Annotated in this window: 1 protein-coding gene; it reads left to right on the top strand. The window is 62.9% G+C overall.

From position 1 onward, the window contains the following. Nucleotides 1-170 precede the first annotated feature (170 nt). Entirely contained in the window at nucleotides 171-16,403 is a 16,233-nt protein-coding gene (locus IF189_RS00705; RefSeq protein ID WP_192552666.1) for an immunoglobulin-like domain-containing protein, read from the top strand. The last annotated feature ends 109 nt before the right edge of the window (nucleotides 16,404-16,512 follow it).

Here is a 16,512-nt window from a genome sequence, read left to right as displayed (position 1 = left end):
GTCAATAGTTTGGCATAAAGTTAATAGCGAAAGATTCTAGCCAAAATATTGACGAAGATCAGCGTCAAACTTGATTCACATTTTTTTAAAAGTACGTCCAGACTGAATCGGCGCAGAAAAGCCATCAGGTCTATGGAAGTCAACTGAACGTGACACCCGGAGAGTCTTCAATGAGCAGTGTTGTGGCCATCGTCAAAAGCATTGTCGGTCAGGTTTTCGTGGTGTCCCCAGAGGGCGTCCGTCGCGTACTCGTTGAAGGCGACCGCTTGTTCGCCGGCGATCAGGTCGATACCGGCGTCTCCGGCGCGGTGTCCCTGGAACTGGCTGATGGCCGCACCCTCGATCTGGGTCGTGACACTCAATGGAGCGCCGACACTCCGGACTCCGTCACCGACCTGGCCGAGGCCACTGCACAAGCTGCACCGTCCGTTGAAGAACTGCAGCAAGCCATTGCCGCCGGTGTCGACCCGACTACCGCCCTTGAGGCAGCAGCAGCCGGCCCGACCGCCGCTGGTACAGGCGGCGCCGCCGGTGGCGGCCACAGCTTCGTGATGCTCGATGCGACCGCTGGCCGCGTCGATCCGACCATCGGCTTCCCGACCGCGGGCATCAACTCCGGCGGCCAGGCCGCCCAGAACATCACCGGTGGCCAGACCACCGACACCACCACCAACGCCCTGCGCGACTCGACCCTGAGCCTCAGCGCCACGCCGACCATCACCGAAGCGGGCGGCGTGCTGGTGTACACCGCGACCCTGACCCAGGCGCCGCTGACCGACCTGACCGTCACCCTGTCCAATGGCGCGGTGATCGTGATTCCGGCCGGTTCCACCACCGGTACCGTCAACGTGCCGCTGGCCCCGAATGATACGGTCTACAACGACCCGACCCAGATCAACGTGACCGTCACCGGTACAACCGGCGGCAATGGCATTACCGTTACCGTGCCGACCACTCCGGCCGTGACCCAGGTCACCGACACCATCGACACCACCACCGTCACCCTGACGGCGGGCAGCAGCGTCACCGAAGGTGACCAGATCACCTACACCGCGACCCTGACCAACCCGGCGCAGACGCCGGTCACCGTCACCCTGTCCAACGGCGCGACCATCACCATCGGCGCCGGCCAGACCACCGGCACCGTCAACGTGCCGACCGCACCGAATGACGTCTACAACAATGGCAGCACCGTCACCACCACCATCACCGGTGCCACGGGCGGTAACTTCGAGAATCTGGTGCCGAACCCGACGCCAGCCGTCACCAATATCGTCGATTCAGTCGACACCACTAACCTGACCCTGACCGCGACCGGCACCGTGGTCGAGGGTGGCCAGATCACCTACACCGCGACATTGAACAACCCGGCGCAGACGCCGGTCACCGTCACGTTGTCGAACGGCTCGACCATCACCATCGAAGCCGGCAAGACCAGCGGCAGCGTCAACGTGCCGACCGCGCCGAATGACGTCTACAACAACGGCGGCACCGTCAGCACCACCATCACCGGTGCTACCGGCGGCAACTTCGAGAACCTGGTGCCGAACACCACGCCGGCGACCACAACGGTCACCGACTCCATCGACACCACCAATCTGTCGCTGAGCGCCACCGGTTCCGTGGCCGAAGGCGGCTCGATCGTTTACACCGCGACCCTGACCAACCCGGCCGGCACCCCGGTGACCGTGACGTTGAGCAACGGCTCCGTCATCACCATTGAAGCGGGCAAGACCACCGGCACCGTGACCGTTCCGGCACCGGCCGATGACGTCTACAAGGATGCCGGCAAAGTCGAAGTCAGCATTACCGGCACCACCGGCGGCAACTTCGAGAACCTGGTGCCGAGCACCGTTCCCGCCGTGACCGAAGTCACTGACACCATCGACACCACCACGGTCAAACTGACCGCGAGCGAAACCGCAGCCGAAGGTGGCACTGTCACCTACACCGCCACTGTTGGTGCGCCGGTAACCGGTTCGCCCGTGACCGTGACCCTGGCCAATGGTCAGCAGATCACCATCGAAGTCGGCAAGACCACCGGCACCGTCACCACCACCGCGCCGAATGACGCGCTGACCGGCAATCCGCCCCTGACCAACTCGATCACTGGCGTGAGCGGCGGCAATTACGAAAACCTCGTGGCCGACAAGACCCCGGTTTCGACCACGGTCACCGACACCGTCGACACCACCAACCTGACTCTGAGCGCCACTGGCTCCGTGGCCGAGGGCGGTTCGATCGTCTACACCGCGACCCTGACCAATGCCGCCGGCTCGCCAGTCACCGTGACCCTGTCCAATGGCGCGGTGATCACCATCGAAGCCGGTAAAACCACCGGCACCGTGACCGTTCCGGCTCCTGCCGATGACGTCTACAAGGACGCCGGCAAAGTCGAAGTCACCATCAAGGATGCGTCCGGCGGCAATTTCGAGAACCTCGTTCCGAGCACTGTCCCGGCGGTTACCGAAGTGACCGATACCATCGACACTTCGACCGTGAAACTGACCGCTGACACCTCGGTTGCTGAAGGCGGCACCGTTACTTACACCGCCACCGTTGGCGCACCGGTGACCGGTTCACCGGTGACCGTGACGCTGGCCAATGGTCAGCAGATCACCATCGAAGTCGGCAAGACCACCGGCAGCGTGACCACCACCGCACCGAACGATGTGCTCAACGGCCACGCGCCGCTGACCAACTCGATCACTGACGTGAGCGGCGGCAATTACGAAAACCTCGTGGCCGACAAGACCCCGGTTTCGACCACGGTTACCGATACCGTCGACACCACCAATCTGACGCTGAGTGCGACCGGCTCCGTGGCTGAAGGCGGCTCGATCGTCTACACCGCCACGCTGACCAATCCCGCGGGCACTCCGGTGACCGTGACCTTGAGCAACGGCTCGGTCATCACCATCGAGGCTGGCAAAACCACTGGTACCGTGACTGTTCCGGCTCCTGCCGATGACGTCTACAAAGACGCCGGCAAGGTTGAAGTCACTATCACCAATACCGCTGGCGGCAACTTCGAGAACCTGGTGCCAAGCACTGTTCCGGCCGTCACTGAAGTGACTGACACCATCGACACCACCGCGGTCAAACTCACCGCGACCGAGTCGGCAGCTGAAGGTGGCACTGTCACTTATACCGCCACTGTTGGCGCGCCAGTGACCGGCTCGCCAGTGACCGTGACCCTGGCCAATGGTCAGCAAATCACCATCGAAGTGGGCAAAACCACCGGCACCGTGACCACCACCGCGCCGAATGACGCGTTGAACGGTCACGAACCACTGACCAACTCGATCTCTGACGTGAGCGGCGGTAACTACGAAAACCTCGTGGCCGACAGGACGCCGGTCAGCACCACCGTGACCGACACCGTCGACACGACCAACCTGACCCTGAGCGCCACTGGCTCCGTGGCCGAAGGCGGTTCGATCGTTTACACCGCGACTCTGACCAACCCGGCCGGTACGCCGGTGACCGTGACTTTGAGCAACGGCTCGGTCATCACCATCGAGGCTGGCAAAATAACCGGTACCGTGACTGTTCCGGCTCCGGCTGATGACGTCTACAAAGACGCCGGCAAGGTCGAAGTGACCATCAAGGATGCGTCCGGTGGCAACTTCGAGAACCTGGTTCCAAGCACCGTTCCGGCCGTCACCGAAGTCACCGACACCATCGACACCACCACGGTCAAACTGACTGCGACCGAGTCGGCTGCCGAAGGTGGCACTGTCACTTATACCGCTACCGTTGGCGCGCCAGTGACCGGTTCGCCGGTGACCGTGACCCTGGCCAATGGTCAGCAGATCACCATCGAAGTCGGTAAAACCACCGGCACCGTCACCACCACTGCGCCGAACGACGCGTTGAACGGTCACGAACCGCTGACCAACTCGATCACTGGCGTCACTGGCGGTAACTACGAAAACCTCGTAGCGGACAAGACCCCGGTCAGCACCACCGTGACCGATACCGTCGACACCACCAACCTGACCCTGAGCGCCACTGGCTCCGTGGCCGAGGGTGGTTCAATTGTTTACACCGCCACGCTGACCAACCCGGCAGGCACTCCGGTGACCGTGACGTTGAGTAACGGCTCCGTCATCACCATCGAAGCGGGCAAAACCACCGGCACCGTAACTGTTCCTGCGCCGGCCGATGACGTCTACAAAGACGCCGGCAAAGTCGAAGTCACCATCAAGGACGCCTCTGGCGGCAACTTCGAGGCCCTGGTGCCGAGCACAGTCCCGGCAGTCACTGAAGTGACTGACACCATCGATACCTCGACTGTGAAGCTGAGCGCCGATACATCGGTGGCCGAGGGCGGAACTGTCACCTACACCGCGACGGTCAGTGCGCCTGTGACCGGTTCGCCAGTGACTGTCACTTTAGCCAACGGCCAGACCATCACCATCGAAGTCGGCAAGACCACCGGCAGCGTGACCACCACCGCGCCGAACGATGCGTTGAACGGTCATGAACCGTTGAGCAACTCGATCACCGGCGTAAGCGGCGGCAACTACGAAAACCTGGTAGCCGACAAGACTCCGGTTTCGACCACGGTCACCGACACCGTCGACACCACCAACCTGACGCTGAGCGCGACCGGCACCGTGGCCGAGGGCGGTTCGATTGTTTACACCGCGACTCTGACCAATCCGGCCGGCACGCCGGTGACCGTGACGTTGAGCAACGGCTCCGTCATCACCATTGAAGCGGGCAAAACCACAGGCACCGTGACCGTTCCAGCACCTGCGGACGACGTTTACAAGGACGCGGGCAAAGTCGAAGTGACCATCAAGGATGCAACCGGTGGCAACTTCGAGAACCTGGTGCCAAGCACTGTTCCGGCGGTCACCGAAGTCACCGACACCATCGACACCACCACGGTCAAACTGACTGCGACCGAATCCGCAGCTGAAGGTGGCACCGTCACTTACACCGCCACTGTTGGCGCACCGGTGACTGGTTCGCCAGTGACCGTGACCCTGGCCAATGGTCAGCAGATCACCATCGAAGTCGGCAAGACCACCGGTACCGTCACCACCACCGCACCGAACGATGCGTTGAACGGTCATGAACCGTTGAGCAACTCGATCACCGGCGTGAGCGGCGGTAATTACGAGAATCTGGTTGCCGACAAAACCCCGGTTTCGACCACGGTCACCGACACCGTCGACACCACCAACCTGTCGCTGACCGCGACTGGCTCCGTGGCCGAGGGCGGTTCGATTGTCTATACCGCGACTCTGACCAACCCTGCGGGCACGCCGGTGACCGTGACGTTGAGCAACGGCTCCGTCATCACCATTGAAGCGGGCAAAACCACAGGCACCGTGACCGTTCCAGCACCTGCGGACGACGTTTACAAGGACGCGGGCAAAGTCGAAGTGACCATCAAGGATGCAACCGGTGGCAACTTCGAGAACCTGGTGCCAAGCACTGTTCCGGCGGTCACCGAAGTCACCGACACCATCGACACCACCACGGTCAAACTGACTGCGACCGAAACCGCTGCTGAAGGTGGCACCGTCACCTACACCGCCACTGTTGGCGCACCGGTGACTGGTTCGCCAGTGACCGTGACCCTGGCCAATGGTCAGCAGATCACCATCGAAGTCGGCAAGACCACCGGTACCGTCACCACCACCGCACCGAACGATGCGTTGAACGGTCACGAGCCGCTGACCAACTCGATCACCGGCGTGAGCGGTGGCAACTACGAGAATCTGGTGGCCGACAAGACTCCGGTCAGCACCACCGTGACCGACACCGTCGACACCACCAACCTGACCCTGAGCGCTACCGGCTCCGTGGCCGAGGGCGGTTCGATCGTTTACACCGCGACCCTGACCAACCCGGCGGGCACGCCGGTGACCGTGACCCTGTCGAACGGCGCGGTGATCACCATCGAAGCCGGTAAAACCACTGGCACCGTAAGCGTTCCGGCTCCAGCCGATGACGTCTACAAGGACGCCGGCAAGGTTGAAGTCACGATCAAGGACGCGTCCGGCGGTAACTTCGAGAACCTGGTGCCTAGCACCGTTCCGGCCGTGACTGAAGTCACTGACACCATCGACACCACCACGGTCAAACTGACCGCGACCGAATCCGCAGCTGAAGGTGGCACCGTCACCTACACCGCGACTGTGGGCGCACCGGTGACCGGTTCCCCGGTGACCGTGACCCTGGCCAACGGTCAGTCGATCACCATCGAAGTCGGCAAGACCACCGGTACCGTGACCACCACGGCACCGAACGACGCACTCAACGGTCACGAACCGCTGACCAACTCGATCACCGGCGTGAGTGGCGGCAACTACGAAAACCTCGTGGCTGACAAGACGCCGGTCAGCACCACCGTGACCGACACCGTCGACACCACCAACCTGACGCTGAGCGCGACGCCGGAAGTCAACGAAGGTGGCCAGATCACCTATACCGCGACCCTGACCAACGCCGCCGGCACTCCGGTAACCGTGACCCTGAGCAATGGCGCAGTGATCACCATCGAGGCCGGCAAAACCACCGGCACCGTGACCGTCGACGCACCGAAGGACGACGTCTACAAGGACGCCGGCACCGTGGAAACGACCATCAAGGGCGCCACCGGCGGCAACTTTGAAAACCTGGTCACCAGCACTGCCCCGGCGGTCACCACCGTTCACGACACCATCGACACGTCCACCGTGTCGCTGACCGCTACCGCCAACGTCGCCGAAGGCGAAACCGTGGTCTACACCGCGACCGTGACGGCGCCAGTGACCGGCTCGCCGGTCGTGGTGACCCTGTCCAACGGCCAGACCATCACCATCGCCGTGGGCGAGACCACTGGCACCGTGAACTTCGTCGCGCCGAACAGCCCGCTGGCGGGCGGCAGCTCGCTGAGCGTTACCATCGACAAGGCCACCGGTGGCAACTACGAAAACCTGGCGGTCGACAGCAAACCGGCCAACACTTCGGTTTCGGACACGGTCGACACCACCAACCTGAACCTGACCGCCACCGATTCGGTGGCCGAGGGTGGTTCGATTGTTTACACCGCGACCCTGACCAACCCGGCCGGCACCCCGGTGACCGTGACCCTGTCGAACGGCGCCGTCATCACCATCGAAGCCGGCAAAACCACTGGCACCGTGACCGTTCCGGCTCCGGCCGATGACGTCTACAAGGATGCGGGCAAGGTCGAGGCGACCATTTCGAGCGCCACTGGCGGCAACTTCGAGAACCTGGTGCCGAGCACCGTTCCGGCCGTGACCAACGTCACCGATACCATCGACACCACCACGGTGAAACTCACCGCGACCGAAACCGCTGCTGAAGGTGGCACCGTCACCTATACCGCTACCGTCGGCGCGCCTGTCACCGGTTCGCCTGTGACCGTGACCCTGGCCAATGGTCAGCAGATCACCATCGAAGTCGGAAAAACCACCGGCACCGTGACCACCACTGCGCCAAATGACGCGCTGAACGGTCACGAGCCGCTGACCAACTCGATCACCGGCGTGACCGGTGGCAACTACGAGAACCTCGTCGCCGACAAGACTCCGGTCAGCACCACCGTGACCGACACCGTCGACACCACCAACCTGACCCTGAGCGCCACTGGCTCCGTGGCCGAGGGTGGTTCGATCGTCTACACCGCGACCCTGACCAACCCGGCGGGTACTCCGGTGACCGTGACCTTGTCCAACGGCGCTGTGATCACCATCGAGGCCGGCAAGACCACCGGCACCGTAACCGTTCCGGCTCCGGCCGATGACGTTTACAAGGACGCGGGCAAAGTCGAAGCCACCATTTCGACGGCCACCGGTGGCAACTTCGAGAACCTGGTGCCAAGCACCGTTCCGGCCGTGACTCAGGTCACTGACACCATCGACACCACCACGGTCAAACTGACCGCGACCGAGTCGGCGGCTGAAGGCGGCACCGTCACCTACACCGCGACTGTTGGCGCACCGGTGACCGGTTCCCCAGTGACCGTGACTCTGTCCAACGGTCAGCAAATCACCATCGAAGTGGGCAAGACCACCGGCACCGTGACCACCACCGCACCGAACGATGCGTTGAACGGCCATGCACCGCTGACCAACGCGATTACCGACGTCAGCGGCGGCAACTACGAGAACCTCGTAGCGGACAAGACGCCGGTCAGCACCACCGTCACCGATACCATCGACACCACCAACCTGTCGCTGACCGCGACCGGCACCGTGGCCGAAGGCGGCTCGATCATTTACACCGCGACCGTGACCAACCCGGCCGGCACTCCGCTGACCGTGACGTTGAGCAACGGCGCCGTCATCACCATCGAAGCGGGTAAAACCACCGGCACCGTGACCGTTCCGGCCCCGGCCGATGACGTCTACAAAGATGCCGGCAAAGTCGAAGTCACCATCAAGGATGCAACCGGTGGCAACTTCGAGAACCTGGTGCCTAGCACCGTTCCGGCCGTCACCGAAGTCACCGACACCATCGACACGACGACCGTGAAGCTCACTGCTTCCGAAACTGCCGCCGAAGGTGGCACCGTTACTTACACCGCGACTGTGGGCGCTCCGGTGACTGGCTCGCCGGTGGTCGTGACCCTGGCTAATGGTCAGCAAATCACCATCGAAGTCGGTAAAACCACCGGCACCGTGACCACCACGGCACCGAACGACGTGCTGAACGGCCATGCGCCACTGACCAACGCGATCACCAACATTTCCGGCGGCAACTACGAAAACCTCGTAGCGGACAAGACTCCGGTCAGCACCACTGTGACCGACACCATCGACACCACCAACCTGTCGCTGACCGCGACCGGCACCGTGGCCGAAGGCGGCTCGATCGTCTACACCGCGACCCTGACCAATCCGGCCGGCACGCCGGTGACCGTGACACTGTCGAACGGCGCGGTGATCACCATCGAAGCCGGCAAAACCACTGGCACCGTGACCGTTCCAGCCCCTGCCGATGACGTCTACAAGGACGCCGGCACCGTGGAAGCGACGATCAAGTCCGCCACCGGTGGCAACTTCGAAAACCTGGTGACCAGCAACACGCCAGCCGTGACCAATGTCACCGACACCATCGACACCACCACGGTCAAACTGACCACGACCGAGTCGGCAGCTGAAGGCGGCACCGTTACTTACACCGCGACTGTTGGCGCTCCAGTAACCGGTTCGCCAGTCACCGTAACCCTGTCCAACGGTCAGTCGATCACCATCGAAGTGGGTAAAACCACTGGCACCGTGACCACCACCGCGCCGAACGATGCGTTGAACGGCCACGCGCCGCTGACCAACGCGATCACCAACGTTTCCGGTGGCAACTACGAGAATCTGGTCGCCGACAAGACCCCGGTTTCGACCACCGTCACCGACACCATCGACACCACCAACCTGTCCTTGAGCGCCACCAATTCGGTCGCCGAGGGCGGTTCGATCATCTACACCGCCACACTGACCAACGCTGCGGGCACTCCGGTGACCGTAACATTGAGCAACGGCGCCGTGATCACCATCGAGGCCGGTAAAACCACTGGCACCGTGACGGTTCCGGCACCGGCCGATGACGTCTACAAGGACGCCGGCACCGTGGAAGCGACGATCAAGTCCGCCACGGGTGGCAACTTCGAAAATCTGGTGACCAGCACGGTTCCTGCGGTGACCCAGGTCACTGACACCATCGACACCACCACGGTCAAACTCACCGCGACCGAGTCGGCAGCTGAAGGCGGCACCGTTACGTACACCGCGACCGTGGGTGCACCTGTCACCGGCTCGCCAGTGACCGTGACCCTGTCCAACGGTCAGACCATCACCATCGAAGTGGGCAAAACCACCGGCACCGTAACCACTACCGCGCCTAACGATGCGCTGACCGGCCACGCGCCGCTGACCAACGCCATCACCAATGTTTCCGGTGGCAACTACGAAAACCTGGTCGCCGACAAAACTCCGGTCAGCACCACCGTGACCGACACCATCGACACCACCAACCTGTCGCTGACCGCGACCGGCACCGTGGCCGAAGGTGGCCAGATCACCTACACCGCGACCCTGACCAACGCCGCTGGCTCGCCAGTGACCGTGACGTTGAGCAACGGCGCCGTCATCACCATCGAAGCGGGCAAAACCACCGGCACCGTAACCGTTCCTGCACCAGCCGATGACGTCTATAAAGACGCCGGCACCGTACAGGCCACGATCAAATCCGCCACCGGTGGCAACTTCGAAAACCTGGTGACCAGCACCACGCCAGCCGTGACCAACGTCACCGATACCATCGACACCACCACGGTCAAACTGACCGCGACCGAAACCGCTGCTGAAGGTGGCACCGTCACCTACACCGCTACCGTGGGTGCACCGGTCACCGGCTCGCCAGTGACCGTGACCCTGTCGAACGGCCAGACCATCACCATCGAAGTCGGCAAAACCACTGGCACCGTCACCACGACGGCGCCAAACGATGTGCTGACCGGCCACGCGCCGTTGACCAACGCCATCACCAACGTTTCCGGCGGCAACTACGAAAATCTGGTCGCCGACAAAACCCCGGTCAGCACCACTGTGACCGACACCATCGACACCACCAACCTGTCGCTGACCGCGACCGGCACCGTGGCCGAAGGTGGCCAGATCACCTACACCGCGACCCTGACCAACGCCGCTGGCTCGCCAGTCACCGTGACCTTGTCGAACGGTGCTGTCATCACCATCGACGCCGGCAAAACCACCGGCACCGTGACCGTTCCGGCACCGGCCGATGACGTCTACAAGGACGCCGGCAACGTACAGGCCACGATCAAGTCGGCTACCGGTGGCAACTTCGAAAACCTGGTGACCAGCACCACGCCAGCGGTGACCAGCGTCACCGACACCATCGACACCACCACCGTGAAGCTGACGGCGACCACGACGGCGGCCGAAGGTGGCACCGTCACCTACACCGCCACCGTGGGTGCACCTGTCACCGGCTCGCCAGTGACCGTGACCCTGTCGAACGGTCAGTCGATCACCATCGAAGTCGGCAAGACCACCGGCACCGTCACCACCACCGCGCCGAACGACGTGTTGAATGGTCATGCGCCACTGACTAACGCAATCACCGGTGTAAGCGGCGGCAACTACGAGAATCTGGTCGCCGACAAGACTCCGGTCAGCACCACCGTGACCGACACCATCGACACCACCAACCTGTCCTTGAGCGCCACCAACTCGGTCGCCGAGGGCGGTTCGATCATCTACACCGCCACACTGACCAACGCTGCGGGCACTCCGGTAACCGTGACCCTGAGCAACGGCGCCGTGATCACCATCGACGCTGGTAAAACCACCGGCACCGTGACTGTTCCGGCTCCAGCCGACGACGTTTACAAGGACGCCGGTACTGTTCAGGCAACCATCACCAACGCCACCGGTGGCAACTTCGAAAACCTGGTGACCAGCAACACGCCAGCCGTAACCAACGTCACCGACACCATCGACACCACCACCGTGAAGCTGACGGCGACCGCAACAGCGGCCGAGGGTGGCAACGTCGTCTACACCGCGACTGTCGGCGCGCCGGTGACTGGTTCGCCAGTGACCGTGACCCTGTCCAACGGCCAGACCATCACCATCGAAGTGGGTAAAACCACCGGCACCGTGACCACCACCGCACCGAACGATGCGTTGAACGGTCACGCGCCGTTGACCAACGCCATCACCAATGTCAGCGGCGGCAACTACGAAAACCTTGTAGCCGACAAGACCCCGGTTTCGACCACCGTCACCGACACCATCGACACCACCAACCTGTCGCTGACCGCGACCGGCACCGTGGCCGAAGGTGGTTCGATCGTCTACACCGCAACGTTGACCAACGCCGCCGGCACTCCGGTGACCGTAACCCTGAGCAACGGCGCCGTGATCACCATCGACGCCGGCAAAACCACCGGCACCGTGACCGTTCCGGCGCCAGCCGATGACGTTTACAAAGACGCCGGCACCGTTCAGGCAACAATCAAGTCGGCCACCGGTGGCAATTTCGAAAACCTGGTGACCAGCAATACACCAGCGGTGACCAACGTCACCGACACTATCGACACCACCACCGTGAAGCTGACCGCGACCGCAACCGCGGCCGAGGGCGGCAACGTCGTCTACACCGCGACTGTCGGCGCGCCAGTGACCGGTTCGCCTGTGACCGTGACCCTGTCCAACGGCCAGACCATCACCATCGACATCGGCAAGACCACCGGCACCGTCACCACGACGGCACCGAACGACGTGTTGAACGGTCACGCACCACTGACCAACTCGATCACCAACGTCAGCGGCGGCAACTACGAAAACCTCGTGGCCGACAAGACGCCGGTCAGCACCACCGTGACCGACACCATCGACACCACCAACCTGTCGCTGACCGCGACCGGCACCGTGGCCGAAGGTGGCCAGATCACCTACACCGCGACCCTCACCAACGCGGCAGGCACGCCGGTGACCGTGACCCTGAGCAACGGCTCGGTGATCACCATCGAGGCCGGTAAAACCACCGGCACCGTGACCGTTCCGGCACCGGCTGACGACGTCTACAAAGACGCCGGCACCGTGCAGGCAACCATCACCAACGCCACCGGTGGCAACTTCGAAAACCTGGTGACCAGCAACACGCCAGCGGTGACCAATGTCACCGACACCATCGACACCACCACCGTCAGCATCACCGGCAGCACCTCGGTGACCGAAGGCCAGACCGCAACCTATACCGTGAGCCTGACCCACCCGGCGCAAACCGAAGTGACCCTGAAAATCGTCTACAGCGGCACCGCCGCCGACGGTTCGGACTTCACCGGCGTGTACACCGTGAAGATCCCGGCAGGCGCCAGCAGTGCGCAGTTCAACGTCGCGACCATTGACGACAAGATCACCGAGGGCACCGAGAACTTCGTGGTCAAGATCGACTCGGCCACCGGCGGCAACTTCGAGAACCTGGCGGTCAGCAGCACCAACGGCAGCGTCAGCACCTCGATCATCGACAACGATGCGCCTCCGGTCATCGACCTCGACGCCAACAACTCCAGCGGCGCCACCGGGGCCGACTACAAGGTGACCTTCACCGAGAACACTCCGGGCGCGGGCGTGTCGATTGCCGACACCGACATCAGCATCACCGACCCGGACAGCACCATGCTGACCGGCGCCACCATCGTGCTGACCAACCGTCAGGACGGCGATGCGCTGAACCTGGGCAACAGCGTCAACGGCATCACCATCAATGCCAACAGCACCAATGGCACGATCACGCTGACGCTGTCGGGCAACGCGACGCTCGCCGACTACATGCAGGCGATCAAGAACATCAGCTTCACCAACAGCAGTGAAGACCCGAGCACCGTGCCACGGATCATCACCGTGACAGTGACCGATGGCGGCAACTACTCCAACGTCGCCACCACCACGGTCAACGTGGTGGCGGTCAACGACGCACCGGTCGCAGCACCGGTCAACGTCACCGGCACCGAAGACACCCCGCTGATCCTCGGCTGGTCGACCTTCGGCGTCACCGACGTGGACAGCCCGGCCTCGAGCCTGGGCGTGAAAATCACCCAGCTGCCGGGCGAAGGCAAACTGCAGTATCTGGACGGCTCGACCTGGAAAGACGTCGCCACCAACCAGACCTTCAGCAAGGCCGACATCGATGCCGGCAAGCTGCGCTTCCTGCCGGATGCCAACGAATCGGGTGTGAACGGTTATGGCGGCACCGGTCTGGGCAACAACCAGGCTGACTACGCACAGATCAAGTTCCAGCCAACCGACGGTCAACTGCTGGGCAACACCGGCACCATCAAGATCGACATCACGCCAGTGGCGGATGCGCCGACCCTGTCGGTGGCCGACAACAGCGTGAAGTCCACCGGGCTGGTCAAGGACGTCTGGACCGGTCTGTCGGGCCTGGGTACCGATGGCAGCGGCGCCAACTCGACCACCCTGAAAAACGTGATCGACGGCGCAGGCAAACCGAACACCAGCGGCACCGTGACCAATGTGCAGTCCGACGGCAGCGTAGCCGCCGGTACTGCGTCGAAGACGTCCGGCCTGATCTACCTCGAAGCCGGCAAGACCTACACCTTCACCGGCACCGGCGATGACAGCCTGCTGGTGAACATCGGTGGCAAGAACGTAGCCTCCACGACCTGGGGCGCGGGCGGCAACCTCAACGGTTCGTTCACCCCGACCACCAGCGGCTACTACACCCTGGAGATCTACCACCACAACCAGAGCGGCCCGGGCAGCTACGACGTCAACCTGTCGGTCAACGGCGGCACGGCGATCGACCTGAGCAGTGCCGGTGTGCCGATCTACACCGGCGTACAGGACCTGGTGAACTCCGGTGTAACCGTCTCCGACCTGCACGGCACCAATGGCGAAGGCTATTACGACGGCTACAAGCTCAACACCGGCGCCGAAGGCACCACCGTGAAACTGTCGTCGATCAGCACCGCGCTGACCGACACCGACGGTTCGGAAACCCTGAGCATCAAGATCAGCGGCGCACCGGTCGGTTCGGTGCTCAGCGATGGCGCGGGCCACAGCTTCACCGTGACCGCCACCAGCGGCGACGCCAACGTCACCGGCTGGAACCTCGGCAGCCTGACCGTGACCCCGCCGGCCTACTACAACGGCCAGTTCAACCTGACCGTGACCTCGACTTCGACCGAAGCTCTGGGCGGCTCGGCCAGCACCACCGCGACCATTCCGGTCTCCGTGGTGCCGGCGGTCTACAACTCGATTGTCGCCACTTCGGCTGACGACACCGTCACCGGCACCGACGGCAACGACATCATCGTCGCCGACATCGGCGGCCTGACCGTGGTGCCGGGCACCAACTACAACATCGCGTTCATGGTCGACAGCTCGGGCAGCATGAGCACCTCGTCGATCAACGCCGCCAAAGACTCGCTGACCTCGGTGTTCAACACCCTCAAGCAGAGCATGGGCAACAACTCGGGTACGGTGAACATCTTCCTGGTGGACTTCGATACCCAGGTCAACAAGTCGGTGTCGGTGAACCTCAACGACCCGAACGCGCTGACCAAGCTCAAGGCAGTGCTGGACTCGATGACCTCCGGCGGTGGCACCAACTACGAAGACGTGTTCAAGGCTACGGCCAACTTCTTCCAGAGCGCCGAAGCCGTGGCCAACACCGGGGCGAAGAACCTCACGTACTTCATCACCGACGGCCAGCCGACCTACTACCAGAGCGGCGAGCAGACCAACCCGACGCTGTACGGCAACGTGAAGCTCGACGACGTGGTGAAGACCAGCAATTACAAGCTGGGCGACAGCTTCAGCACCTACATCGACAGCACGCACTACCTGACCATCAGCACGGCGGGTGCCGTGGTCCTGCAGACGTACAAGAACGGCAGCTGGAACTGGAGCAACGTGGGCACCATCCACGCCCAGGGCGACGGCACCTACGAGCTGTCGAGCCTGGCAGGCTCCGGCAGCAGCACCAGCCAGGCCACCACTGACAACGCCAACAGCGCCTTCGCACTGCTGGGCAACCTGTCCAATGTGGAAGCCATCGGGATCAACAGCGGTGTCAGCCTCAATGACCTGAAACCGTACGACACCGATCACAACCCGCAGACCAACATCGATCCGAAGGACCTGGCCAACTCGATCATCGGCCACACCGAAGCGACGATGCCGGGCAACGACACCGTCAACGGCGGCGACGGCAACGACATCCTGTTCGGCGATCTGGTGAGCTTCAACGGCATTGCCGGCGAGGGTTACCAGGCGATGCAGGCGTTCGTTGCGCAGCAGACCGGCGTCGATGTCAGCAAAGTCACCACCAGCAACGTGCACCAGTACATCACCGAGCACTATCAGGCGTTCGATGTGTCCGGTGCCCACGACGGCAACGACACGCTGCTGGGTGGCGCGGGCAATGACATCCTGTTCGGCGGCGGCGGCAATGACGTGCTCGACGGCGGCAAGGGCAATGACATCCTGCTCGGCGGCTCCGGCAACGACACGCTGATCGGCGGCCAGGGCAACGACATCCTGATCGGCGGTTCCGGTGCCGACACCTTCGTCTGGAAAGCAGGCGACACCGGCAACGATGTGATCAAGGACTTCAACGCCAGCGAAGGTGACCGCATCGACCTGCGCGACCTGCTGCAGGGTGAGTCCGGCAGCACCATCGACAACTTCCTGAAGATCACCACGGTCGACGGCGTGTCGTCGCTGCAGGTCAGCTCGGCGGGCAAGTTCAACTCCGCCGATGCGGCTGCCGCGACACCGGACGTGACGATCAAGCTGGAAGGCAACAACTGGTCCACTGCCAACATTCACAACCTGATTGCCGGCAGCGATCCGACCATCAAGGTCGACCACAACAACAGCTGATGCGTGAACAAAACGGCCGCCCCAATGGGGCGGCCGTCACGTTTGCGTCTTTCTTCCCGGTGACGATTGCGTCGCCGCACCGCATACTCCCGTGCAGTTGGCTATGCTG

The organism is Pseudomonas sp. IzPS59 (assembly GCF_014863505.1).
Lineage (GTDB): Bacteria > Pseudomonadota > Gammaproteobacteria > Pseudomonadales > Pseudomonadaceae > Aquipseudomonas > Aquipseudomonas kribbensis.
Note: the sequence above shows the minus strand (reverse complement) of the source record. Positions and strands in the feature narration are given on the sequence as shown.